This window comes from Povalibacter sp. (genome assembly GCF_036735925.1).
Taxonomy (GTDB): Bacteria; Pseudomonadota; Gammaproteobacteria; order Steroidobacterales; family Steroidobacteraceae; genus Steroidobacter.
Genome location: NZ_DAINNK010000039.1, coordinates 24,835 through 50,058, shown reverse-complemented (window position 1 = coordinate 50,058; position 25,224 = coordinate 24,835). Strand labels below are relative to the sequence as shown.

The window sequence follows — 25,224 nt, the reverse complement described above, 5'->3', positions numbered from 1 at the left end:
ATTATGCGTACTTATCAATACCGGCTCTGACCGTATCGAATCGCCGCCCCGAAACGCCTCTCCAGTCGCCGCTTCCTCCTCAAATGTATTTAAGTAATGACTCCGGATGCGCCGCCTTCACCGTTCGATACCAGCGGCATGCCGGATACAGCAGGATCAGCAATACAAAGGCGACGATGTAGGTTGTCTTCAGATCTCCGACGCCGCGCAGGCCGAAGTACGTCGCTGGAATCTCCATCACCAGGCGATGCACCAGATAGAAAAACATCGCCGTCTGCCCGAACACCAGGAACGGTCCGTTCGGTCGCACGCCGATTCGCGGTTCGATCGCTGCAAGGAACCACAGGCAGATGAACAGCAATCCCAGTTCGAGCGCGTAGTACGTCAGCGACGGCGGATACTTGCTGACGTGCAGCCATTGCTGCCATGAGCCATCCATGCGCGGCAGGAACATGTCGCCATAGCCCTGCGCGCCGCGGACGATGACGAACACTGCGAGTCCGATGATGCCGGCAACCAGCAGCAGATTCCGCGGACGCATCGTTCGCTTGCCGGCCTGATAGAGCAGCATGTAACGGCCAGTGGCCCAGCCCATCATCATGATGGCGAGCCATGGGATGAGCGGATACTTGTTCGAAACCAGGCCGCCGCCCGAGGTTGCAATGAAGAACGACACCAGCGGCGAGGCCGGGCCCGGCGGCTGCCAGAACCAGGCGGTCACGAACTCGCCCAGTACCATCCAGCCGATCGCAATGCCCAGCATCAGCGGCGTCGACAGCCGTCGCAACGGCGCCATGCAGATCATCGACAGGCCGATGGCCAGCAGTACGTTGAGACTGATGATGCCGGAGCCGAGCGACACCAGGGTCAGGTCCAGCAGCGCGATGATGAGGCCGCGCGTGATGATGGTCTTGTCGATTTCCCAGGCGCCCACGCCTTTCAGCACGCGCCGCTCGACGCTGACGGCCAGCGAAGCGCCCGCAAGGAAGATGAAAGTCGGGGCGCAGATGTGCGTGATCCAGCGCGTGAAGAATTCGGCTGCAGGCAACGCCATCGTCGTTGCGTCCGGATACATGGCCGAGTCCCTGGAGAGATGCGAGCCGTCGAAGGCCATCGAGGCGTGATCGATGGTCATCAGCACCATGACCAGGCCGCGCATCCAGTCGATGCACGCGATACGCCCCGATACGCGCGCGGCGCTGTCCGGTTGCGTGCCGGCGCCGATCGAGGTCGTGGTCGTTGCGTTCGCCTGCATATCGATTTTCCCGGCGCGTCGATTCAATACGCGTTCAGTCCCCTGCCCCTGAAAATTTCCACCGCTCGCGTGATCTGTTCCGGCGAAGGCGCGGGAACGCCCGCGAGGGCGTAACGCAGCTTCAGCCGCTCCCACTTGTACTGCCCCATCTGATGAAACGGCAGCACATCGACGCGCTGCACGTTGCCGAGGCCGGCGGCGAAGCCCGCAATGCCGTCGATATCGTCAGCGTCGTCGGTCAGTCCCGGTACGAGAACGAAACGCACCCAGATGGGCTTGCCGCGATCGGCGAGTCGCCGGGCGAATGCAAGCGTCGGTTCGATCTCGCGGCCGGTCAGCGAACGATGCTTCTCGTCGCCCCATGTCTTGATGCCCAGCATGACGAGGTCGATGTCCTGCAGTTCGGCATCGCTCAGCCGCTCGCCGAGAAATCCGTTGGTCTCGATCGTCGTATGAATGTCCATGGCTTTTGCTGCCGCCAGGAGCTTGACGATGAATCGATCCTGCAGGAGCGGCTCACCGCCGCTGAACGTCACGCCGCCGGCCATGCGCTTCAGCCCGTGGCGGTACTTGCCCAGTTGCTCTATCGCGCGGGAAACGGCGACCGGAATGCCGTTGCGCAATGTCCAGGTATCCGGGTTGTGGCAGTACTGACAACGCCACATGCATCCCGTCGTCCACGCGACCACCCGAACGCCGGGGCCGTCGACGGCCGATCCCGTGGTGAACGAATGCAGAAAGCCCATGTCGCCGCTCGCCAGCGCCGAACGCACGTCGGTCTCGGGAAGGTCATCGCCAAGGTGCACGCGCATGTCGAACGGACTGGCGGCCTCCAGCGGTACCGTCTGTGCTGCGCCCTGCCCGCTCATTCGTTCAACCTCCGTGGAAGGTGCGATTGATCACGTCCATCTGCTGTTCGCGTGTCAGCCGCACGAAGTTCACGGCATATCCCGAGACGCGGATCGTGAGGCTGGGATAGTTCTCCGGGTGTTCCATGGCGTCGAGCAGCATCTCGCGGTTCAGGACGTTCACGTTCATGTGGTATCCGGTCGTGCCGAAGAAGGCATCGAGAATCGCTGTCAGGTTGGTGATGCGATCCTCGGCGACGCGCCCCAATCCCTCCGGCACCAGCGTGGTCGTCAGCGAGATGCCGTCCTGCGCATCGCGATAGGGAATCTTGGCGACGGATGCCGCGGACGCATGGATGCCGTGGCTGTCGCGACCGTGCATCGGATTGGCGCCCGGTGCGAACGGCTCTCCCTGGCGACGGCCATCGGGCGTATTGCCGGTCGCCTTGCCGTACACCACGTTCGACGTGATCGTGAGGATGGACTGCGTATGCAGCGCATTGCGATAGGTCGGGTACTTCCGCAGCTTCTTCATGAAAGTGCTGACGGTCCAGGTCGCAATGTGATCGACACGATTGTCGTTGTTGCCGAACAGCGGGAACTCCCCTTCCGTCCTGTAGTCCGTGATCAATCCCGTGTCGTCGCGGATGACGCTGACCTTGCCGTACTTGATCGCCGAAAGGCTGTCCGCCACGACGGACATGCCGGCCATGCCGAATGCCATCGTGCGTATCGGCGCATAATCGTGCAGCGCCATCTCGATGCGCTCGTACGCGTACTTGTCGTGCATGTAGTGGATGATGTTCATCGCATTCACGTACACGCCAGCCAGCCAGTCCATCATCTTCTCGAAGCGCGGCAGCACGTCGTCGAAATCGAGCACGTCGCCCTGAACCGGATCGAAAGCCGGCGCGACCTGCTTGCCGCTGATCTCGTCGCGACCGCCATTGATGGCGTAGAGCAGGCACTTCGCCAGGTTGGCGCGCGCGCCGAAGAACTGCATCTGTTTGCCGAGCAGCATCGGCGAAACGCAGCACGCGATCGCGCCGTCGTCGCCCCAGGCCTGTCGCATGATCTCGTCGCTCTCGAACTGCAACGAGCTGGTGTCGATGGCCACTTTCGCCGCAAAGCGCCGGAACCCGTCCGGCATGCGCGGCGAATACCAGATCGTCAGGTTGGGCTCCGGCGCCGGCCCCAGGTTGTACAGCGTCTGCAGCAGACGGAAGCTGGTCCGGGTGACCAGCGTGCGGCCATCGTCGCCCATGCCGCCGATCGACTCCGTCACCCAGGTCGGATCGCCGGCGAAGAGATCGTCGTACTCCGGCGTGCGCAGGAAGCGCACGATGCGCAGCTTGATAACGAAGTCGTCGATGATCTCCTGCGCCTGCGTTTCGGTCAGCGTGCCGTCCGCGAGATCGCGTTCGAAGTAGATGTCCAGGAAAGTCGACACGCGTCCCAGCGACATCGCCGCGCCGTTCTGTTCCTTGACGCCGGCCAGGTAGCCGAAGTACAGCCACTGCACGGCTTCCTGCGCCGTTCGTGCCGGGCCCGCGATGTCGAAGCCATAGCTCTTCGCCATCTGCAGCAGTTCGCCGAGCGCGCGAATCTGTTCCGACAGCTCTTCGCGATCGCGGATGATCTCATCGGTCGACATGGCCGCATCGAGCGCCTCGCGCTCCTGCTGCTTGCGTTCGATGAGCCGGTCGACTCCGTAAAGCGCGACGCGACGATAGTCGCCGATGATCCGCCCGCGACCGTAGGCGTCCGGCAATCCGGTCAGAACGTGCGAACTGCGACAGCGGCGTACATCCGCCGTGTACGCATCGAAGACGGCTTCGTTGTGGGTCTTGCGATACTTGGTGAAGGCTTCGACGACCTGGGGATCGGGCTCGTAGCCATAGGCCTTGAGCGCGGTGGTCACCATGCGCAGACCGCCGTTGGGCATGATCGCGCGCTTCAGCGGCGATTCGGTCTGCAGGCCGACGATGACCTCGTTGGGTCGATCGATGTATCCGGGACCGTGTGCGGTGATCGAACTCGGAATCTGCGAGATGTCCAGCACGCCCTTGCGACGTTCTTCGACGAACAGGTCCTGCAGTTTCTTCCAGAGCGCCGTGGTCCGCGCAGTCGCGGGTGCGAGGAACGCCGCATCGCCTTCGTACGGCGTGTAGTTCTGCTGGATGAATGCACGAACGTTGATTTCCTTGTTCCACAGGCCCGTGCGGAATCCCTGCCACGGCGCAATGGCAGCGGTCGGGTCCGGAAGTCTGGATGCAGGTGCGGCCATGCGCCCTCCTAGTCAGCAGTACGTGTGCGGTTCGTCATCGAGCCGAGCAGTCTGGCAGTGTGTCTGGCGATCATGAGTTCCTCGTTGGTCGGGATGACCCATGCCGACAGACGACTGTGCGGAGCGAAGATCCTCGGGCCGCCTTCCTGATTGGCGCGCTCATCCAGTTCCAGCCCGAGCCATCGACAGCCGCCGGCGATGAGCCGGCGAATCTCCGGCGACTTCTCGCCGATGCCTGCCGTGAAAACGAGCGCATCGACGCCGCCGAGAACGGCAGCCAGCGCGCCGATCTCCTTCACTGCGCGATAGACGAAGTAATCGATCGCCAGCCGGGCATCCGGCTCCTGGCTGTCGAGCAGTTCGCGCATGTCGTTGCTGATGCCGGAGATGCCGAGCAGGCCCGATTGCTTGTAGAGCATCGCCTCGACGTCGCGCGGCGACAGGTTCAGGGACTGGAAGAGATGAAGGATCACGCCGGGGTCGACGGCGCCAGGTCGTGTCCCCATGCACAAGCCATCGAGCGCGGTGAATCCGAGCGTGCTGTCGATGCTCTTGCTGTTCTTCAACGCACAGAGGCTCGCGCCGCTGCCGAGATGGGCGACGATGACTCGTCCATTCGCCACCTCGGGCGCCACGCGCGGCAGCACGGACGCGATGTATTCGTAAGAGAGGCCATGGAATCCGTAGCGCTGCACGCCCTGGCGGCGGATTTTTGCCGGCAGCGGCACGAGTTCGGCGACGGCCGATTGACCGCGATGGAAGCTGGTATCGAAGCAGGCCACCTGCGGCACGCCGGGCAACCGCTCGCCGACGGCTTCGATCACTGCGAGATTGTACGGTTGGTGCAACGGCGCCAGCGGCACCAGCTTGTACAGATCGCTCAGAACGCCGGGCGAAACCAGCGTCGCGCCGAAATAGTTCGCGCCGCCGTGGACGACGCGATGCCCGACGCCGCCGAGACTGACGCTCCCGAGATGGGAGCGCAGCCACTTCGCCACCGCAACGAGCGCGCCGGCGCAATCATTGACCGGCTCGGGCTGGTCGAGAAGCGTCCGGCCGGAACCATCGCGCGCCACGAGTCGCGGCGATGAACCGATGCCTTCCACCTGCCCGCTGGCCGCGACGTCGCTTTCCGTGTTCGTGACATGGCGGTAAACAGTGAACTTCAGGCTCGATGAGCCCGCATTCAGCACCAGTATCGGAGCTTCGCTCACCGCTCACCTGCCCCGTCTGCGCGCGTGTGCCGCCATCATGGCGACCGCACAACTCGCCACGCGCGAGCGCACGCTGTCGGCGCGGCTGGTCAGGATCACCGGAACGCGCGCGCCGAGCACCAGCCCCGCGCCATCCGCGCCGGAAAGAAACGCGAGCTGCTTCGCCAGGATGTTGCCGGACTCTAGGTCCGGTGCGACCAGGATGTCCGGATCGCCGGCGACTTCGGACACGATGCCCTTGGTCCGCGCCGCCTCCCGGCTGATGGCGTTGTCGAATGCCAGCGGCCCGTCGAGCAGCCCGCCGACGATCTGGCCGCGCTCCGCCATCTTGCAGAGACAGGCTGCATCGATGGTCGCCGGCATCTTGGAATTGACCGTCTCCACGGCGGCGAGAATCGCGACCTTGGGTTGCGCCAGCCCGAGCGTCATCGCCAGGTCGATCGCGTTCTGACAGATGTCGACCTTGTCCTCGAGCACCGGCGCGATGTTGATGGCGGCGTCGGTGACCATCAGCACCTTGTGATACGACGGGACATCCATGACGAAGACATGCGTGATGCGCCGCCCCGTGCGCAGGCCGCCGTCGCGCGCCACCACCGAAGCCAGCAGTTCGTCGGTGTGCAGGCTGCCCTTCATCAGCAGTTCCGCACGTCCTTCGCGCACGATCTCGACCGCCTTGGCCGCCGCTGCGTGACTGTGCGGCGCGTCGACTATCTGCGTGTTCCCGAGGTCGATGCTGCCGAGTCGCGCGATCTCTTCGATCTTTGTCCGCGGGCCGACGAGGATCGGCGCGATCAATCCGAGCGCTCCCGCCTCGATGGCGCCGGCAAGCGCCGACGCTTCGCACGGATGCACGACTGCCGTCGGGATGGGCTCGAGCCCGCGACAGCGCTGCAACAGACTTTCGTACTTGCCGGTTCCGGTGGTGTTCATGCTTTGATATCCGCGACGATGGATGCGGTCGGCCGGACGGCGGGACCGGTTTCCTTGAGCAGCAGCGTCAGAACGATCGCCAGCGCGACGCCATACAGCAGCGGCTCGAATGCGGTCTGATAGTGCTCGAGCGAGAACATGCCGGCGCTGCCGCCGATGGCGGCGAGGATCCAGCCGGACACCGGACCGAGCAGCGCGCTGAAGGTGAAGTTGAGAAAGTTGATGACGCCGGTCGCGGTCCCGCCGAGGTGCGGAGGATTGACTTCCTTGATGACGGTGTAAGGAATCATCGCGGCGCCGGATGCGATCCCCGCGACGAGACCCAACGTGTACGGCGGAAGTACGTCCGCGGGACCGTACAGAATCCAGGCAAGACACAGCAGCAGCACCAGCGCGGCCGAAACGATCACGGGCTTGCGTCGTCCCATCCTGTCGGAGATCGCGCCGAGCAGCGGACAGCCGATGATCCATCCCAGCGGTACCGACGCCGAACGCAGCACGGCCGTCGCATAGTCGAAGCCCTGCGCCTCCTGCAGGTAGCGCACGCCCCAGATCATGTCGAAGATCGTGGTGGGGATGAACAGCAGCCCGGCGATCATGCCGCAGAGAATCGACTGAGGATTGCGAAACACCACCGCGAGTGCGTGTCCGGCCGACTTCAGCCAGTTGTCCTTGTCCTGAACCGGCGCCGTCTGTTCTCTCGCCGGCAACAGGACGAACAGCAGCACGCAGATGACCAGCCCGATCACGCCCATGACCATCCAGAACCTGTGCCAGGGCATGCCCGCGCCGATGGCCGGACCCACCAGGAACTGCCCTGCCGAGCCGCCGGCCATGCCGAACATCTGGGTCGCGCCGATGAGCGTCGCCGCACGCGAGGCGGGAAAGTTGCTCGTCGCGATGTAGACGGCACCCACCAGCGCGAAGACGCCGCCGGCGCCCTGCAGCAGACGGCCGATGCCGGCGAGCTCGTTGTTGCCCGTCGCAAACATCAATGCGCCGATGCCGACCGCGGCTGCGCCGATCGGCACCACCTTGCGCGGCCCCAGCCGGTCGAGCGCCACGCCGGCCACCAGACTGAAAGGCGAATAGCCGTAGTAGAACAGCCCGGCCATCGAGGCGACGCCCATCGCGGTCAGTCCGAAGGCCTCGGACAACTGCGGCATCATGACGCCCGGGGCCGACCGCAGCATGTACTGATAGAAGTAGTACACCGCCGTGATCAGCCATGCGATCACCGCAGTCCGCATCGCTGTTTTCATGACCCCGGGCACGTGACGAACTCACCTCATCTCAGCAAAGCACGAGCGAGACGGCGAGACCGCCTTCCGATGTCTCCTTGTATTTGGAGTTCATCTCTTTCGCCGTGAGCGCCATCGCCGTCACTGTCGTATCGAAGTCGACACGTCGATTGGCGGGGATCTCGTTGCTGGCGATCATGAAGCCGGTCCATGATTTCACGGCACCGAATGCACAGCGTTCGATGCAGGGAATCTGCACGAACCCGGCGACCGGATCGCAGGTCATGCCGAGGTGATGTTCGAGCGACGACTCCGCCGCATTCGCGACCACCTGCACCGGAAAATCGTGCGCCTGCGAAAGGAAGGCGGCGCCCATCGCCGAAGCCACGCCGATCTCCGCCTGGCATCCGCCCTCCGCGCCCGACAGCGTGGCGTTGTGCTTGCACAGGTAGCCGATGGCGGCTGCCGCGAGCATGCCGTCGCGGATCTTCTGCTGCGGCAGCTTGCGACCGCCCTCGCCGACGACATACACCAGCGCCGGCATCACGCCGGCCGATCCGCCCGTCGGTGCCGTCACCACCAGGTGACCGCGCGCGTTTTCCTCGGAGCCCGCCAGTGCATACGCCGCCACGACACCGACGCCACGCTGTTTCTCGAACTTGTCGTCCATCGCCCGCGCATACACGTCGCTGGCCTTGGTCCTGAGCTTGATCGGGCCGGGCAGCGTCGCCGATGGCGCCTTCAGTCCCGCCTTGACGATGTTGACCATCGCGGTGGTGATCTTGTCGACGAACGCATTGATCTCCGCCTCGCTCTTGCCGGAGACCGCCACCTCGTTCGCCATGACGACCTGGGCGATGGACAGGTTGTTCTTCGTCGCATGCGCCTGCAGCTGCGCCATCGTCGAGTAGGGATACTTCGGCGCGCCCTTCTTCGGCGGCGTGTAACCCTTCCATTCGATGAATCCGCCGCCGACCGAGTAGTACTCCAGCTCGTAGAGCACGTCGTTGCCCGCGACGAGCTTGCAGGTCATGGTGTTCGGATGCGGAAAGTCGCCCTTGGGCGCGTCATAGATGATGTCCTTCAGCGACACCGTGTGCGTCTTGCTGCCGAGCTTGACCTGGAATGTCTGGTTCGGATTCGACGCCAGGCCATCGAGGAATTCGGGCTCGACCGTCGCCGGTTCCTTGCCGATCACACCGGCGAGCGCTGCGCGCTCCGTACCATGTCCCTTGCCCGTGGCGCTGAGGCTGCCGAACAGGTGCACCTTGATGCCGGTGGCCTTGTCGAGCTGCGCGGCCGGCAGCTTCGTGCAGCGCTGATAGAAGTCATAAGTGATCCGCATCGGCCCGATGGTGTGGGAACTCGATGGGCCAGGACCGACCTTGTAGAACTCGTCCAGCACCGTCATCACGGGCGCCTTGGATCGTTTCACGACATCGAGGTCCGGCGAAAGCTTCGTTCCCAATGCCGGAGGCGGCGCGCTGGCGCGAGCGGTGTGCTCCTCCGCCGACATCGCACGTCCGGTGATCACGGTCGTCGCACTGATGACCGCACTGCGCATGAGGAAGGTACGCCGGTCGATGCCGGCGGGTACGACGGGCTCGCTGGCTTCGCCTTCCGGCGCGCGAACGACATCGACTTGCTCGTGTTTCATGACTGCTCATTCCTCATTGATGTCCGCCTGTCGCGGCGGTAGTTCGCGGCACCGCTGATCTCGTTTCATCTTAGGAGAACGGGTCTTCGCCGCCATACGTAGCGGACCGGAGAAAGATGAGAATGAAACTTCCGATTCGACGCGCGATGCGGCTTCGCATACGCATCAAGTGCAATTCAAGGACCGCCGCTGTTGCCGCGTCGCACGCAGGCGCAGAATGAACCCGACGGCGAATGCACACGGAGTTCTCGCAATGACCACACCAGACTTCGGAAACCAGTGGCATGAGTTGCAGCTCGGTACCGTGGACGCGGAGATCGCGCGACTGGCAGCGATCTGCGACCTGCGCATCCTGGATCCCGGCGTGATCGAGCGCGTGATCGCCGGAGATGAAACGGTCTGCGGCAGATCCAGCGAGAAGGCGTTCCGCAACCTCGCCGCACTGGTGAAGATGCACTACGCGCTGACCGAAGACAGCATGAGAGCGCTCGGACCGGAGGAGTCCGGCCGCATCCTCGACAAGATCCGCGAACGGCTGCGTGCGCGCTACGACATCGGCGGCAAGAACTGAGAACGTGCCGCGCTACTGATCCGAGATGGCGGCCTCGCGCTTCCAGCTCGGATCGGGATCGAAGACGTCGATCTTCATGGCTACCTGCGGCGTCCCGCTGCCGAGATCCTTCGAGTACACGACGCCGTCGTGACTCACCATGAAAGTCATGACGCCGCTGCTGCCGTATTCCGCGGGCACGGCGATCAGGGCGAAGCCGCCCAGCATCCGATCGCGCACCAGATAGTCGTAGGCGCCGCCGGCTGCATGCGGTCCCTGCGCGCTCAGCAGCCGATAGACGTAGCCGTGATAAGGCTGATCCTTCACCGGCGTCTTTGCGAAGTAACCTTCGCCGCGTGCGGTCGCGAACTGCTCGCCGAGCGGACTCGGCTCCTCGTCTGCCGTCGTCGGCCAGTACAGGCCGTCCTTCTGGCCGGCGGTGCTCACCAGCTTCTGGGCGAAGTGCAGCAGCGGATCGCGCTGCGGATTGCGGCTGTAGTACTCGCGCTCGGCATCGATGAAGGCCAGGCAGGACTGGATCGTCGCCAGTTCGTTGGCGCCGACCCGGCGATTGACCATTTCCTCCACACCCGCGCTGCTGTCGAATCGCCAGCGATCACTGCTCTGCACCAGCGGGAACGGAAACGGCCACTGGTCTTCGCCCACATCGAGAACCTGCGAGCCATCGTCGAGTTTCTCGATCCTGTGCGACTGCTCGTACGCCTGCACGAAGCGCTCGCGGCCGTTCCTGTCCTGCACCGGGTCGCCGGACTCGACCAGCGAGGCGGCATCGCTGCCGATGATTTCGAGCAGCGCAGCGGTATCGTCTGTCCTTGCTGCAGCGATCAACGCCTGCACCGCGTCATCGACGGTCGCAAAGTCGTGCTGGCGCGGAACGCGGCTGCAGGCTGTCGCTGCGATTGCGAGAGCCATCGATACGATCATCGCCGTTCGCATGAAAGTCTCCTGGCTCTCAGCGCCGCCGTCCGCCGCCGCGCGACATGCCTGCGGACGAACGGCTCGACATGCCGCGGCTGCTGTTCGCGCGCGTGCTGGCGCCGTTGCCGACGCCGCTGAATGCGTCGGATGAACGCGAAGAACCGTAGTCGCGGCTCTGCGAAGCACCCATGTTCCGGTCGGTGCGACTCTGCGATCCGCCGAGATCCCGGTATTGCGATGAACCCATCTCGCGGTCGGCACGACTCTGCGCGGCAGCGAGATCGCGGCTGGGCGAGGTACCCAGGCTTCTGTCCGTCCGGCTTTGCGCCGCCCCGCCGTCGCGCGTACCGATCTGATTCCCGCTCAGATCGCGCTGGTTCGTCGCGCCCTCGCGTGCGATCTGCTGCCGGCCCTGCTCGGCATGACCGCGAAACTGCTCGCGCGACTGCACGGCCTGCTGGCTGCTGGCGCGCCCGTATTTCTGTTGCGTCGCCGTGTCGCGATAACCCACGCCCTTGCGGTGCCCCGAGTCGTGCTGCCACTTGCCCGTGGTGCCGGCGCGATTGCCGATGTTGTCGCGGTTGGTGTTGATCTCGTTGCGGTTGAAGTTGTTGTAGCGGTCGATGTCGATATCGATGTCGTTGCCTCCCCAGTTGCAGTCGCCCCAGATCGCGCCGCCGACGATCACGCCGACACTGAAGGAGAAGAATGCCGCGCCCGGAACGTAGGCCGGCGGATAGTAGTAGTACGGCGGATAGGCCGGATACGGCCAGGTTCCATAGACCACGGTCGGGTTGTACGTCGGCACATAGACGACTTCCGGATCCTTGGATTCGATCACGATGATCTGCGGCGTCGTTGCGCCCGCGGGCGCCGGCTCGGTCTTGACCACCTGCTCCTTGCCGCTCTTCAGATTGCCGGCGTCCTTCGCCTTGGCGCGCAGGCGCTGCACCGCGGCCATCACATCTTTCTGCTGCGCCAGGAAGGCATCGCCCAGTTTCTGGGTCCAGTCGATCTTCTCGCTCATCATCGCGAGCACATCCGGAAATGCCGCGAGCGACTTGACGCTCGGATCCCAGCTCTGCCCTTCGAGCTGTTTGGCGACTGCGTCGCCCTTCACGTCGGGATGTTCCTTCGACCAGCGTGCCGCCTGCACGATCTCCAGCGGGTACGTCGAGGCCATGAACACCTGGGCGAGCAATGCATCCGGATAGAGCGCTATCGGCGCGACGATCTGTTCGAGTTCCTCCGGCTTGAATGCGACTGCATTCTGTGCGGCGGGAGCCGGCTGGGTCTCGGCTCCGTGGGACGTGCCCGCGAACACCGCGAGAAGCATCGCCCAGCCGATCAGGAGAGTACGTTTCATCTCGCTCAGGCCGACACGGAATTTTTCATGGCAGAACCCGACGCGTTGCGGCGCCAGACCGGTGCCGTGCGGCTTCGGTACGTTTCCGCCTCCTCGAGGATCAGGGACATGTTGATGAGCTGCACGACCGACGTTGCCCGCATCTTGGCCATGACATTGGTCCGATGCGTTTCCACCGTCCGGCGGCTCAGCCCCAGTTGCGAGGCAATGATCTTGTTCAACGTCCCTTCAATGACCAGCGACATGACCTCGCGCTCGCGCGGCGTGAGCGACTCCACGCGGCTGCGCAGTTCCGCGTGACGCTGTGCGCGCAGCCGGTTGTCGGCATGGCAATGCATCGCTGCAGCGATTGCGAGCAGGAAATTCTCTTCCTCGGCCAGCGGCAGATCGAAGCAGTCGAAGGCGCCCTGTCTCATGACTTCGACCGCCGTTTCCACGTCTTCGGAGGCGGACACCACGATCATCGGCGTCGCAGGTTTCGCGTTCCACAGCGACTCCAGTCCCGCCGCACGGCCGGCGGGAACTTCCACGACGAGGCAACCGGGCAGGCAGTCCCTGTCGTGAGCCAGGAATTCCCGCAACCGGGAATGCATCTGCGTCCGCCCGCCGGCGCGCTCGACCGCGGCAACGATCTGCGCGCGCAGCGCTTCGCTTTCCACGATCAGATGAACGATCGAATCGTCGCCGAGAATGTGCATGAACCCTGCCTGTGCCGTTGACGGTACGGCGAGAATCCACGCAGCCGGCGCGCATCTGAAGTAACAAACGGTAAGTTACGTTACAGGCCCGACTCATGCCGGCGCGACTCCGCTGCGCCACACGGTCTGCGGGCGGGTATGACACCGTAACCTACCGCGCGTTACTTCCCGGCCCGCGTTCCCGCGTGAATCATCGCGGCACCCAGGGGAACGCATGAGATGCCACGCTCCGAGCCTCCAGGATCGACGGACAACGGTGCGGAAGCGCGGATGAGCCGCGACTGCGTCGCGTTGCTGCTCGAACGCTTTCCGCACCTGCAGTCGGTATCGCTGATACTGCTGCGCCGTCACGAGACCTTTCGCGATCTGTGCGAGGAATACGAGGCCTGCTCGCAGGTTTGCGATCGTCTCGAGCGGACCAACACCGATGATGCGTTGCGACGCGAGTATTCGGCCCTGCGCCTGAGACTCGAACGCGAGCTGCTGAGCTACATCGAAGAAAGTACCCGCGGCCACGGACACTGATCGAAGGCCGCGCGGCGGCAGGCAAGCGACCGGCAAGGCGACTTGTGCCTATTGACTGGCAATTGCTGCGCAAGACAGGCTTTCCCGCATACACCCACGACCAACAAAGAGCGGGACCATACGAGTCATGGCCGCGGGTGTCAGTCGCAGGAACCCGATGGAACAGGAACGCACCGGCAGTCTGACTGTGCTTGCAACAAGCGGCAGCGCCGCCCTGCGCCCCGGCAGCCGGCCCCAGGTCGAATCGTTTGCGCGCACCATTCGCGATCACCTGGAAGAGCTGCTGACCAGCCAGCAGTTCGACGGCGCCTCGCGCTCGCGGGATTTCCTGACGTTCATCGTCGAAGAAACCCTCGCCGGCCGCGGTCAGGCGCTGAATCAGGCGGTCATCGCCACGCGCGTCTTCGGGCGCAAGGGCGACTTCGACGCCATTCTCGATCCCGTCGTCCGCGTACAGGCCGGCCGGCTGCGACGTTCTCTCGAACGCTTCTACCTGCTGACGGGCAACAAGAGCGCCGTTCGCATCGAACTGCCCAAGGGCTGCTATACGCCGGTCTTCACCGACAAGGTGACGCAGGAAGCGGATGCGCGGCTGCGCGTGAAACGCATCTCGCTGTCGCTGGTAGCACCGGAATGGCCGGTACTGCTGATCGGGCATCTCGATACCGCCGGCGCCGGCGACCGCAGCATTGCCGCACGCATCGAGGATGAGCTCGCGATGGAGATCGCGCGCTATGGCGACGTCCGTGTCATCCGTCAGCGCGATCTGGAAAGACTCGATCTGCCGTATCAGGCGTCGGTGCGCTTCGAACTGCGCGGCAACCTGCGCACGGCCGGCGCTGATGTCATCGTGACGGTTTCCCTGATCGATCGTTCCAGCGGAGAACAGGCCTGGAGCGACGAGTACCACAGCGCCGCGCCGGACCAGATCTGCTGCAGTCCAGACGACATTCCGCTGGTGATCGCGGCGCGCATTGCATCCGAGAACGGCGTCATCGTGCGGCTGCTCGCGAGCGAGCATGGCGGCGAGCACGGCGAATCGAGTCGCAGCGTGGACGCCATCGTGAGCTGCTATCACTTCTTCTTTTCGCGCCAGCTCGCGTCGCTGAACCCCGCCATCGAAGCCCTCAAGCGATCGACGGTACGGGAGCCCGAGGTGGCACTGGGCTGGCTCTATCTGTCGCGTCTCTACCAGATCAACCATGCCTTCGAACTGCTCGACCGGCCGACATCGATCGATGCCGCGATCGGCTATGCCTACCAGGCCGTGCTGCTCGAACCCCGCAGCGCCAGGATTCGCTGCATCCTGGCCGCCTGTCTGGTGGTCAAGGGAGAACTCGGCGCCGCGCGCGACGAACTCGATCGCGCGCTGCACGCCAGCCGCGGTTCGCTCGCCTACCGGGAAATCATCGGCTGGCTGCTGTCGCTGTCGGGGGATTGGGAGCGTGGCGTGCCCCTGATGCACGATGCACTCGCTCGCAATCCGTATTGCCTGTCCCATGTGCGGCACGGCCTCTGGGCCGATGCCCTGCGACGCGGACAGTTCGACGAGGCGTACGTCGCCGCGCTCGAATATCCCGACCGCGTCTTTTTCTGGCGCGATCTCATGATCACCAGCTGCCTGGGTCTCCTCGGACGGACGCAGGAGGCCCGCGCCAGCGCCGCCGAGTTATTGCGCATCAAACCTGATTTCGCCAGACGAGGCCGCACCCTCATCGGCCACTACATCAAGTCGCCGGAACTGCGCGAGCGCATCGCCGAGGGCTGCCGCAAGGCAGGCATCGTGCTGCTGAACTGACGGATGCGAGTTCTACGCGGCGGGCCTGCATGAAAGATCGTCGGCGACCGTCGCCAGACACAGATCGTTCTCCAGGGTGCGCGCCGCCACGTGATAGTGATACGCCGCCCACAGATACAGCGGCAGAACGCCGAGCAATGCCACGCGCAGGGATTCGTCGTGGTGCGTCATCGCCAACTGGTCGCTGACGGCCCCCACCAGCAGCGGCCCGATGCTCACACCCACCAGGTTCGCCACGAAGAGCAGCAAGGCCGCAGCCAATGCCCGTCCCTCGCGGACGACCAGCGATTGCACCATGGCGAACGTCGGTCCCAGGTGAAACGCGATCAGCGCGCCTCCCGATGCCAGTCCGAGTATCGCGATCCCGAAGTCGTCGCTGGCGAACGCGATGCCCCAGCACGGCGCGCTCAGCAACATGCCGGCCGCCACGCTGCCCAGCCGCGCGCGTCCGTCCCGCTGCCCCGCCCTGTCCGCGATCAGCCCGCTGGCAACCGTGCCCATTCCTCCGAGAACGCCGAGCACCAGTGCGAGCAGCAGACCGGCATCCGCCGGGCTGAAGTGATGCGAGCGCATGAGGAACGTCGGCAACCATCCCATGAGTGCGGAGACGGCGATGCTGGCGACGGTCGATCCGACCGTGACATGCCGGATGGAGCGATAACGCCATAGCTGACCGACGATGGCAGCCGCGGGAATCCGGCGCACCGGATCGGATTGAACGTTCCGCTGCGGGGAATCCTTGAGCGCGCCCAGCGCCAGCAGCGCCACGACGAAGCTGATCGCGCCCGCGAGCAGGAACGCTTCGCGCCATCCCAGCCACTGCGCCGACAGACCGCCGAGTACCAGTCCCAGCACGATGCCGATGTGGGGTCCGAGCGAAAACACGGACATCGCCGTGCTGCGACGCTCGACAGGATACAGGTCGGCAATGATGGCGTGCGACGGCGGACCCGTCCCGGCCTCCCCGATGGCGACACCGATGCGCGCCAGCAGGAGCGGCACGAAACCGGTCGCCATGCCGCAGGCCACCGTCATGACGCTGAACAGCGCCGTCGAGCCGACGATGATCCGCGTGCGGTCGGATCGATCCGCCCAGCGTGCGATGGGAATACCCAGCACGGAGTAAAACACCGCAAACGCCAGCCCATAGAGCAGGCCCGCCTGTCCGTCGCCGAGATTCAGATCGCGTTGAATGGGCTCGATCAGGATGGCCAGGATCTGGCGATCCATGTAGTTGATTGCGAATACCGCGAGCAGGACGGCAAGCGATACCGCCGCCGGTCGTTCGAATCGTCGTTCGCTGCCGCGTTGCGCGCTCAAGCCATCATGCCTCCGTCGTCGATCATCGAGACCTCGGCGACGCATCGCCATCCGCACAAGGGGCACCGACTCGATGCTTCCGATCTCGCCGCCGCAGACATCGACGACATCGCGCGCCGCGATCACGCATGTTTCGGCAAGAAACGAGCTCGTCGCGACGATTGCGTTGAATAGCTACAGTCCCATCGTCGCGCATGCATCTATGATGAGGAAAACAAAACGGCAGCGCAGCTGCGACGAGAGCTGCTTCTCGTCGCTCGTCGCGTGAATGAAGTGCAACGACAGCGGGAACAGACAGCACCAGCAGTTCGCGACTGAGCGCGGACGCCATGGTTCGACTCCGGTATGAGTTACGTAACGATCTTCTGGTCCGGTGCCGCGGCCGCCGCGCTGCTTCTGTGCATCATTCACACCGCAGTCTGGATTCAGGATCGCAATGCCCATCCGAGCCTGGCGCTCGCAATCATCGCGGTGTCGCTCACCGGCATCGCGTTCACCGAGCTGCACATGATGCTCGCGCAGTCCGCGCAGGACTGGGCGTTCTGGGTGCGCTGGTGTCATCTGCCCCTGTTCATCCACTTCGCCGCGATCGTTTTCTTCGTCCGGCTCTATCTCGGTACGGGAAGAACCTGGCTGATGTGGACCATCGTCGCGATGCGGCTGGTCATCGTGATCGTCAATTTCCTGTCGGACACCAATTTCAACTTCGTTCGCGTCGACGCCATCGGGCATATCCGGTTCCTCGGAGAACAGGTTGCCGTGGTGACCAGCGGCCAGACCTCTTTCCGGCAGTGGTTTGCGACGCTGAGCAACCTTCTGGTGATGGTCTACGTGATCGATGCTGCGGCGGCGCTCTGGCGCCGCAACCGGCCTGACGATCGTCACAAGGCGGTGGTCGTCAGCGCCGGCATCGTGATCTTCCTGCTGCTGTCGGTGATGGCGACCCAGCTCGTGATCTGGGGCGTTGTCGTCATGCCCATGCTCATCACTCCGCCGTTCCTGATCTCGCTGAGCGTTCTCGCCGTCGAGATGGGGCGCGATACGCTGCGCGCGGGCCGGCTGGCGAACACGCTGCGCGAGAGCGAAGACTGGCGGGAACTCGCCGCGGACGCTTCGCAGCTCGGCTTCTGGACCTGGGATTCGCGGCACAACGCGATCTGGGCGACGGAACGTTCGCGGACGCTGTTCGGCCTCGACCCGCAAGAACCCATCTCGCTCGACATGCTGCGTTCGCGGGTCCATGCGGATGACATCGATCACATCGGCGAGGTATTCCGGCGCGCCATCGACCGGGACGGCGACTACTCCGTGCAGTTCCGCTGCCATCCGCCGCAGGGGCCGTGCCGCTGGATATCGTCCCAGGGCGAAGTGGAATTCGGTCCGGCCGGCAGACCCGTGCTGGTGCGCGGCGTGCTGCGCGACATCTCCGACCAGAAACAGGCCGAGCAGGAAGCGGCGGAACTGCGCCGCGCACTGACTCACGCCGGTCGCGTGACCATGCTGGGTCAGCTGGCTTCGGCGCTGGCGCACGAACTCAGCCAGCCGCTCGGCGCCATCCTGCGCAACGCCGAAGCGGCCGCCGTACTGCTGCGCTCTCCTTCTCCCGACATCGCGGAACTGCGCGAAATCGTCTCCGACATCGAAAAGGACGATCGTCGCGCCGGCGATGTCATCGACAGGCTGCGCGCACTGCTGAAGCGGCGCGAACTGCAGATGCAGCCGATGTCCATCGATTCGCTGGTCAGGGACGCCAGCACGCTGGTGCGCGCCGATGCCGCCGCACGGCACGTATCGCTGGAATGTCATGCCGACGAGTCCCTGCCGCTGGTGTCGGCGGACCGGGTGCACCTGCTGCAGGTGCTGATCAACCTGATCGTCAATGCCGTGGATGCGACCTGCGATATCCGCAATGCACGTCGCTGTGTCAGGGTGGCCGCGCAGGCCGCCGGGCGCACGAACGTCGAGATCTGCGTGACCGACTCCGGTACCGGCATATCGCAGGAAACGCTGCCGCGGATCTTCGAACCGTTCTTCACGACCAAGACCAGCGGCATGGGCATGGGCCTGGCCGTATCGCGCACGATCATCGAGGCGCACGGCGGACGCTTGTGGGCCGAGAACGGCTCGACCGGCGGCGCGATCTTTCACATGACGTTACCGGCAATCCAGGAAGCACCGACATGACCCGGCAGGAAGGTACAGAGGCCTGTGTCCATCTCGTGGACGACGACGAATCGTTCACGCACGCGTTGTCGAGACTGCTGCGTGTCGAGGGCATACGCACGAGCGCATTCGCGTCCGCCGGGCTGCTGCTCGACTCGCTGCGGGAGACGACGCGCGGCTGCGTGGTGGCGGATCTCAACATGCCTGGAATCTCCGGCCTGGAGCTGCAGGAGCGGCTGGCGCATTCGCCCGCGCCCATGCCGATCGTATTCCTGACGGGCTGCGGGGACATTCCCGCAAGCGTGCGCGCCATGCGCAACGGCGCGCTGGACTTCCTGGAGAAGCGCGCGCCGCGCGAGGCGCTGCTGGGTTCGATCCACGCGGCGCTCCAGCGTGGCGACATGGAGTTCTCCGAGCGGACGCGCGGTGCCGAACTCAGCCAGCGGTTCCGGCGATTGACGGCGCGGGAAATGGAAGTGCTGCAGTACGTGGTCGACGGCAGGATGAACAAGCAGATCGCCGCGATGCTGGGCATCAACGAACGCACGGTGAAACTGCATCGCACAGCGATCACGCGCAAGCTCGGCGTGCACTCCGCCGCGCTGCTCGCGACCCTGAGTCACGAGGCGCATGTCTTCGACCGGCCTCCTCCCCGTCTGCCCGACGTCGCCTACCTTCCCTAAGAGGTAGTGGCAGAGCCATCGGACGCGCGGCTACGTTGCACGCCTGACGACGGCATGTCCCCACGCGGTGGCATGTCTGCAACGTGAGGGTGTGCCGTGAAGAAGCAGTTGGTCGTTGCGATGGCCCTCGCCGCACTGCCGCCGCTGGCGGGCGCCCAGTCAGCGACAGCGGACGCGCAGTCCATGGCCAGGCGCCAGGCGGAACTCGAACGACTGGTGCAGCAGCAGAATGCCCGCATCGAGGATCTCGAACGCCTGGTCCGCGATCTCGCCTCTGCGCAGTCGGCACAGGCGGCGCAAGTTGCAGAAGTCGCCGAAGCGACGGCCGGTCCCAGAACCGACGACCGACCCCTCGAACTGAGCGAGCCCGCAACCTATCCCGCAAGACTGGCTGCCGCAAAGACACCAGGCACGGAGTACATCGGAAACCTGGGTTTCAAGCTCTATGAGAGCGAGCGTGCACAGATCTACATGCGCCTGTTCTCGTATGCGCGCTACCTGAACCAGAAAGGACTCGACGCCACCTACACGGACTATTTCGGCAATGAGAAGACGGTGGTTCAGCGCGAAGACATTCAGCTCAACAAGTTCTTCCTGCCCTTCTCGGGATGGTTCCTCGACCCGAAGTTCCGCTACTACCTGTATGTCTGGTCTGCCAATACGGCACAGGGCGATCCGGCGCAGGTCGTCGGCGGCGGCAACATCAGCTACGTCTTCAACAACCATTTCACCTTCGGCATGGGCATCACGTCGTTGCCGGCCGTACGCAGCACCGAAGGCCAGTTTCCCTACTGGCTCGGCGTCGACGACCGCCTCACGGCAGACGAGTTCTTTCGTGGGTCGTATACGACCGGCGTGTGGGCAAAGGGAGAGATCACCTCCGGCCTCAATTACATGGTCATGCTGGGCAACAACCTGAGTACGCTCGGCATCAGCGCCTCGCAGCTCGACAACACGCTGGATACCTGGTCGGGAATGCTCACGTGGATGCCGACCACCGGAGAGTTCGGTCCGCTCGGCGCGTTCGGCGATTTCGAAGGTCACACCGAGCTCGCGACACGCATCGGCCTGCACGTTACGCAGAGCACCGAAGACAGACAGAGCCAGCCCGGCACGGACACCATCGACAACACGCAGATCCGGCTCACGGACGGCAGCATCATCTTCACGCCGGGCCTGTTCGGACCGGGCATCATCGTCGACAAGGTGCAATACCAGATGGCGTCTCTCGACGCCGGCATCAAGTACCAGGGGTATTCGCTGGAAGCGGAATACTACTGGCGCGATCTCAGTAACTTCGTCGGCACCGGTGTCGACGCCATTGCGGACATCAGGGACACCGGCTACCAGATCCAGGCTTCGACGATGCTCATGCCGCGGTTGCTGCAGCTGTACGCCGGCGCGTCGGAGATACGCGGCCACTACGGCGATTCCTCGGAGTTTCGCCTGGGCATGAACTACTTCCCGAAGCGGATGCGTGGACTGCGCGTCAATGGCGAGTGGATCAACCTCGACGACTGCCCTGTCGGCTATACCGCCGTGCCCTACCCCGTCGGCGGCAACGGCGACGTGTTCCACGTCAACTTCGAACTCAACTTCTGACGTCGCACCTTCCCCTAGAGGTAGTACCGACGTGCAAGCGACGCGACTAGCGTTCGGGACGCACGGCATCGTCGTTCACATTCGAGAACCTCAGCGGAGGAGTCAGATGAAGCAACCGAAAACCATCCTCGCGACCGCACTGCTGCTCGGCGCAGGCATTGCGATGGCTGCGGACGAATCCGGATCGACCATGGACGTGTACGGTTTCGCCATGCTCGACACCGGCTACGAATTCAACCAGAGCGATCCGGACTGGTACGACGTGCTGCGGCCCACCAAGCTGCCCGCGTACGACAACCAGTTCGGCGCGGACGGCAACTACTTCGCCAGCGTTCGACAGAGCCGTCTGGGCGTGAAGACGAGCACGCCAACGAAGTTCGGCGCACTCAAGACCACGTTCGAGTTCGAACTGTTCGGCACGGGCTCCGATGCGGGACAGACCACGTTCCGGCTGCGTCATGCATGGGGCGAACTCGGCCAGTTCGGCGCGGGCCAGACCAACAGCCTGTTCATGGACGGCGACGTGTTCCCGAACTCGATCGAGTACTGGGGACCGAACGGCATGGTCTTCTTCCGCAACATCCAGTTGCGCTGGACGCCGATCCAGGGCGACACGCGTCTCGCCTTCGCGCTCGAACGTCCCGGCGCATCGGCCGACGGCGGCCAGTACGCCGACCGCATCGAACTGCAGAACGTGAAGGCGCACTTCCCGCTGCCCGATCTGACCGGCGAGTTCCGGCTCGGCGGCGACTGGGGCCACGTCGAAGTGGCCGGCATCCTGCGCTACATGGAATGGGAAGACACGCTGCCCGATCAGTTCGACCTGTCCGGCGACGCCACCGGCTGGGGCATCAACCTGAGCTCGAACTTCAACCTCGGCAGGACGGTGCTGCGCCTGCAGGCCGTCTACGGCGAAGGCATCGAGAACTACATGAACGATGCGCCGGCCGATCTCGGCGTGAAGAACAACTTCTCGGATCCGACGCGCCCGATCGAAGGCGAGCTGCTGCCGGTGCTCGGCGTGGTGGCGTTCCTCGACATCAACTGGAGCGAGAAACTCACCAGCACCATCGGCTACTCGATGCTCGACATCGACAATTCCGACGGCCAGTCGCCGGATGCCTTCAAGCGCGGCGACTACGCGCTCGCCAATGTCCTGTTCTATCCCGTCAAGAACGTGATGTTCGGGCCGGAAGTGCAGTGGGGCCGCCGCGAGAACTTCAGCGACGGCTTCACTTCCGACGACGTACGGATCCAGTTCTCCGTCAAGTACAACTTCAGCCATACCTTCGGAGGCAATTGACATGAGTGCGAACAATGTTCCGGGAATGCGGCGCCTGTTCGCGCTTGCCGCCGCGACCGCCCTGCTGTGCGCCGCTGCGTTGCCGGCGGCCGCGCAGTCCGCGAAGGAGATCCAGTCGGCGATCGACTCGGCGCTGACGAAGTTCAAGGGCGTCAAGGAAGGCGCAAACGCCGACTACATTCCCGCGCTCGCGCAGGTCGACTCCAACATCTTCGGCATCGCGCTGGTGACGCCGGACGGCAAGGTCTACACGGCGGGCGACGTGCAGTCGCAGGTGTCGATCCAGTCGATCTCCAAGGTCTTCACCATGGCGCGCGTCATCGAGGATCTCGGTCCGGACGCGATCGTCAAACGCATCGGCGTCGATGCGACCGGCATGCGCTTCAATTCCATCGTCTCGGTCGAGTTCGCGCAGAAGGCGCTCGGCGGACCGGAAATCAATCCGCTGGTGAATCCCGGCGCGATCACGGCGACGAGCATGGTGTCCGGCGCCAGCCGCAACGAAGTGTGGAAACGCATTCTCGATTTCCATTCCGACTTCGCCGGCCGGCCGCTGACCGTCGACAAGGAAGTGTTCGACTCCGAAGCGGCGACCAACCAGCGCAACCAGGCCATCGGCTCGCTCATGTATGCCTACGGATTCATCAAGGACAATCCGGCGCAGGCCACCGACATCTACACCGAGCAGTGCGCCATCAGCGCCAACGCGAAGGATCTGGCCATCATGGCGGGAACGCTGGCGAATGCCGGCAGGAATCCGGTGACGGGCAAGCAGGTCATGCAACCCGCAAACGTTCCCGGCGTGCTGGCCGTGATGGCAACGGCGGGACTCTACGACGATTCGGGCAAGTGGCTGTATCGCACCGGCCTGCCGGCCAAGAGCGGCGTCGGCGGCGGCATCATCGCCGTGTCGCCCGGCAAGTTCGGCATCGCGGTGATCGCGCCGCCGCTGGACGAAGCCGGCAACAGCGTCAAGGCACAACTCGCCATCGAAGCGGTCTCCAATGCACTCGGCGGCAATCCTTACGCCGTGACCGTCAAGTCCGGAAAGCGCTGACCGGTCGCGATGGCCATGAAACCGATAGGCGTCACGTTGATCGCAGTCACGGCCCTCTGGCTGTCGTGCAGCGTGGCGCATGCCGGCAAGGCACCGGACTACCTGTTCAACGACTCGCACTTTCACCTGACCAACTACGTGCAGGAGGGCACGGACATCCATGCGTTCATGAAAATCATGGGCGATGCCATCGGACGCTCGACGCTGTTCGGCATTCCGCTGCAGCAGACCTGGTCGCACGGCAACTCCGGCGACTTCGCGCCGAGCTACTACCTGCAATCGGACGCGCCGCTGTACTACTACTCCTTCACCGACGCCCACATCGCGATGGCGTATCGCTCGCTGCGTCCGGAGGAACAGCGACGACTGGATCCGATGATCACCGGCTTCAATCCCGCGGACATGTATGCGGCCGATCACATCCGTCGCGTGCTGCAGACTTTCCCCGGCGTGTTCAGCGGCATCGGCGAGTTCTCCATCCACAAGGAATTCGTTTCCGGGAAAGTCGCCGGCGAAACCGCCAGCCTCACCAATCCCGCGCTGGACCGGATACTCGATTTCGCCGCGGAGGCGGGCCTGGTCGTGATCCTTCACTGCGACATCGACATGCCGTTCGCGAAATCCAACCAGGAACCGGTCTATCTCAGACAGGCCATCGAAGTGATCGGGCGCCATACGCAGACGACCATCATCTGGGCGCACATGGGACTCGGCCGCGTGGTGCATCCGGTGCAATCGCAGGGCACCGTCGAAGCCGGCGCCGGCCGCGTGCCGAACCAGCTCGAGATCATCGAGCGGCTGCTGGAGACGCCGCAGCTGCGGCATCTCTACTTCGACATCTCCTGGGACGAAGTGGCGAAGTATGCCGTCCGTTCCAGCGAGACGAAGCAGGCGACGGCGCGGCTGCTGGATCGCTATCCCGACCGGTTCCTGTTCGGCACGGACAACGTCGCCCCGCCCGATCAGGCCGCGCAGCTGCGGGTCTTTCATCTCTGGGACGACATCTTTGCGCAGGTGGCGCCCGCGACGAGCCTCGCCGTGCGACGCGGCAACTACGAGCGCCTGTTCGATGCAGCGCGGGAGAAAGTCCGCGCCTGGGAAAAACGGAACGCGAAGTGACGCGGGGTGCGCCCGCGCCCAGCGTGCAGATTGCATCAGGAGCATCCGGCATGTCTGCTCGATCCTACATAGCGATCATCGACGACGATGAAAGCGTCTGCCGCTCGCTGGGACGATTGCTGCAGAGCGTCGGCATGCATCCGGTGTACTACTCGTCGGCGGAGGATTTTCTCGACGACGGCATGCGCGTCGACTTCGACTGCCTGCTGATCGACGTGCAGCTCGGCGGAATTTCCGGACTGGAACTGCATCGCCGTCTCCTCGCCTGCCAGGTGCGCACGCCCGTCATCTACATCACCGCGCACGACGATCCCGCGGCGCGCGAGCAGGCGCTCGAAGCCGGCGGCATCGCCTATTTCCGCAAGACCGATCCCGGCTGCGACGTGATCGCCGCCATCCACCAGGCCATCAGGAAGGAGTAGTTCCATGAGCAGAGTACTGCAGGTTGCGGCGCTGGCGATCTTCATGGTTTCGCTCCCCGCGGTCGCGGACCCGCTGTGGCCGCTGGACCGGAAGTTCGAGGCCAATCTCGGCATCTTCTTCCTCGATACCGATACGACGGTGCGGCTCGACGCCAGCAATCGCGATGTCGGTACCGAAGTGAATCTGGAAGATGACCTGGGACTCGACAAGCAGGATCGCTTCCGCATCGACGGCTACTGGCGG

General features: G+C 64.2%; 22 protein-coding genes and 1 pseudogene. 12 read left to right on the top strand and 11 right to left on the bottom strand.

The genetic code is table 11. The annotated features are described in order from the left end of the window. Window positions 1–79: 79 nt before the first annotated feature. From V7D81_RS13200 to V7D81_RS13170, 7 genes are read right to left on the bottom strand one after another with little or no spacing between them, the layout of a single operon-like run. Window positions 80–1,255, bottom strand: coding sequence for a DUF1624 domain-containing protein (locus V7D81_RS13200; protein WP_324317001.1), 1,176 nt, complete (start codon window positions 1,253–1,255; stop codon window positions 80–82). A gap of 23 nt (window positions 1,256–1,278) precedes the next feature. Beyond that, a complete protein-coding gene (pflA, locus tag V7D81_RS13195) occupies window positions 1,279–2,124 on the bottom strand; it encodes a pyruvate formate-lyase-activating protein (RefSeq protein ID WP_324317000.1) in 846 nt (281 codons plus the stop codon). A 4-nt stretch (window positions 2,125–2,128) separates the two neighbouring features. Continuing rightward, complete coding sequence (pflB, locus tag V7D81_RS13190; protein WP_324316999.1) at window positions 2,129–4,390, bottom strand: formate C-acetyltransferase; 2,262 nt, start codon at window positions 4,388–4,390, stop codon at window positions 2,129–2,131. A gap of 8 nt (window positions 4,391–4,398) precedes the next feature. Further along, on the bottom strand, window positions 4,399–5,604 hold the full coding sequence (locus tag V7D81_RS13185; protein ID WP_324316998.1) for an acetate/propionate family kinase: 1,206 nt from the start codon (window positions 5,602–5,604) through the stop codon (window positions 4,399–4,401). 3 nt (window positions 5,605–5,607) lie between these two features. Continuing rightward, window positions 5,608–6,537 carry a bifunctional enoyl-CoA hydratase/phosphate acetyltransferase gene (locus tag V7D81_RS13180; RefSeq protein WP_324316997.1) on the bottom strand — a complete coding sequence of 310 codons (930 nt, stop codon included), beginning with the start codon at window positions 6,535–6,537 and terminating at the stop codon, window positions 5,608–5,610. Then, a complete protein-coding gene (locus V7D81_RS13175; RefSeq protein ID WP_324316996.1) occupies window positions 6,534–7,799 on the bottom strand; it encodes an MFS transporter in 1,266 nt (421 codons plus the stop codon). The genes V7D81_RS13180 and V7D81_RS13175 overlap by 4 nt, the downstream gene beginning before the upstream one ends. 31 nt (window positions 7,800–7,830) lie before the next feature. Further along, window positions 7,831–9,435 (bottom strand): L-serine ammonia-lyase, encoded by a 1,605-nt coding sequence (locus V7D81_RS13170; RefSeq protein ID WP_324316995.1) that lies wholly within the window; start codon window positions 9,433–9,435, stop codon window positions 7,831–7,833. Window positions 9,436–9,688: 253 nt separating this feature from the next. On the opposite strand from V7D81_RS13170, the gene V7D81_RS13165 reads away from it, so the two are divergent. Further along, the gene (locus V7D81_RS13165) at window positions 9,689–10,006 is read left to right on the top strand and encodes a hypothetical protein (protein ID WP_324316994.1); all 318 of its coding nucleotides are present in this window, start codon (window positions 9,689–9,691) and stop codon (window positions 10,004–10,006) included. 12 nt (window positions 10,007–10,018) lie between these two features. On the opposite strand, the gene V7D81_RS13160 is transcribed toward V7D81_RS13165, so the two are convergent. Genes V7D81_RS13160 through V7D81_RS13150 form a run of 3 tightly spaced genes read right to left on the bottom strand, consistent with a single transcriptional unit; the run spans window position 10,019 to window position 12,988 of the window. Beyond that, a complete protein-coding gene (locus V7D81_RS13160; protein ID WP_324316993.1) occupies window positions 10,019–10,942 on the bottom strand; it encodes a DUF2950 domain-containing protein in 924 nt (307 codons plus the stop codon). Window positions 10,943–10,958: 16 nt separating this feature from the next. Continuing rightward, window positions 10,959–12,290 carry a DUF3300 domain-containing protein gene (locus V7D81_RS13155; RefSeq protein ID WP_324316992.1) on the bottom strand — a complete coding sequence of 444 codons (1,332 nt, stop codon included), beginning with the start codon at window positions 12,288–12,290 and terminating at the stop codon, window positions 10,959–10,961. A gap of 5 nt (window positions 12,291–12,295) precedes the next feature. Further along, a complete protein-coding gene (locus tag V7D81_RS13150; RefSeq protein ID WP_324316991.1) occupies window positions 12,296–12,988 on the bottom strand; it encodes a response regulator transcription factor in 693 nt (230 codons plus the stop codon). A gap of 270 nt (window positions 12,989–13,258) precedes the next feature. On the opposite strand from V7D81_RS13150, the gene V7D81_RS13145 reads away from it, so the two are divergent. Next, entirely contained in the window at window positions 13,259–13,513 is a 255-nt protein-coding gene (locus tag V7D81_RS13145; protein ID WP_324316990.1) for a hypothetical protein, read from the top strand. 127 nt (window positions 13,514–13,640) lie between these two features. After that, window positions 13,641–15,311 (top strand): hypothetical protein, encoded by a 1,671-nt coding sequence (locus tag V7D81_RS13140; protein WP_324316989.1) that lies wholly within the window; start codon window positions 13,641–13,643, stop codon window positions 15,309–15,311. A gap of 12 nt (window positions 15,312–15,323) precedes the next feature. Here V7D81_RS13140 and V7D81_RS13135 read toward each other — a convergent pair whose 3' ends face one another. Then, a complete protein-coding gene (locus tag V7D81_RS13135; RefSeq protein ID WP_324316988.1) occupies window positions 15,324–16,541 on the bottom strand; it encodes a spinster family MFS transporter in 1,218 nt (405 codons plus the stop codon). On the opposite strand from V7D81_RS13135, the gene V7D81_RS13130 reads away from it, so the two are divergent. From V7D81_RS13130 to V7D81_RS13090, 9 genes and pseudogenes are all read left to right on the top strand, one after another. Beyond that, the gene (locus V7D81_RS13130; RefSeq protein WP_324316987.1) at window positions 16,500–16,805 is read left to right on the top strand and encodes a hypothetical protein; all 306 of its coding nucleotides are present in this window, start codon (window positions 16,500–16,502) and stop codon (window positions 16,803–16,805) included. The genes V7D81_RS13135 and V7D81_RS13130 overlap by 42 nt on opposite strands. Before the next feature lie 171 nt (window positions 16,806–16,976). Then, entirely contained in the window at window positions 16,977–18,815 is a 1,839-nt protein-coding gene (locus V7D81_RS13125) for a sensor histidine kinase (protein ID WP_324316986.1), read from the top strand. Next, window positions 18,812–19,477: a response regulator transcription factor gene (locus tag V7D81_RS13120; RefSeq protein WP_324316985.1), complete on the top strand. Its 666-nt coding sequence runs from the start codon at window positions 18,812–18,814 to the stop codon at window positions 19,475–19,477. Before V7D81_RS13125 ends, V7D81_RS13120 begins: the two co-directional genes overlap by 4 nt. Window positions 19,478–19,573: 96 nt before the next feature. After that, window positions 19,574–21,079, top strand: coding sequence for a hypothetical protein (locus tag V7D81_RS13115; protein ID WP_324316984.1), 1,506 nt, complete (start codon window positions 19,574–19,576; stop codon window positions 21,077–21,079). 106 nt (window positions 21,080–21,185) lie between these two features. After that, window positions 21,186–22,382, top strand: coding sequence for a DcaP family trimeric outer membrane transporter (locus V7D81_RS13110; RefSeq protein ID WP_324316983.1), 1,197 nt, complete (start codon window positions 21,186–21,188; stop codon window positions 22,380–22,382). A gap of 1 nt (window position 22,383) precedes the next feature. Then, window positions 22,384–23,439 (top strand): glutaminase A, encoded by a 1,056-nt coding sequence (gene glsA / locus V7D81_RS13105; RefSeq protein WP_324316982.1) that lies wholly within the window; start codon window positions 22,384–22,386, stop codon window positions 23,437–23,439. Window positions 23,440–23,454: 15 nt separating this feature from the next. Then, window positions 23,455–24,558 (top strand): amidohydrolase family protein, encoded by a 1,104-nt coding sequence (locus V7D81_RS13100; protein WP_324316981.1) that lies wholly within the window; start codon window positions 23,455–23,457, stop codon window positions 24,556–24,558. Between the two features lie 50 nt (window positions 24,559–24,608). After that, window positions 24,609–24,980, top strand: coding sequence for a response regulator (locus V7D81_RS13095; RefSeq protein WP_324316980.1), 372 nt, complete (start codon window positions 24,609–24,611; stop codon window positions 24,978–24,980). A gap of 4 nt (window positions 24,981–24,984) precedes the next feature. Continuing rightward, window positions 24,985–25,224 (top strand): annotated as a pseudogene (locus tag V7D81_RS13090) (hypothetical protein); the annotation flags it as partial.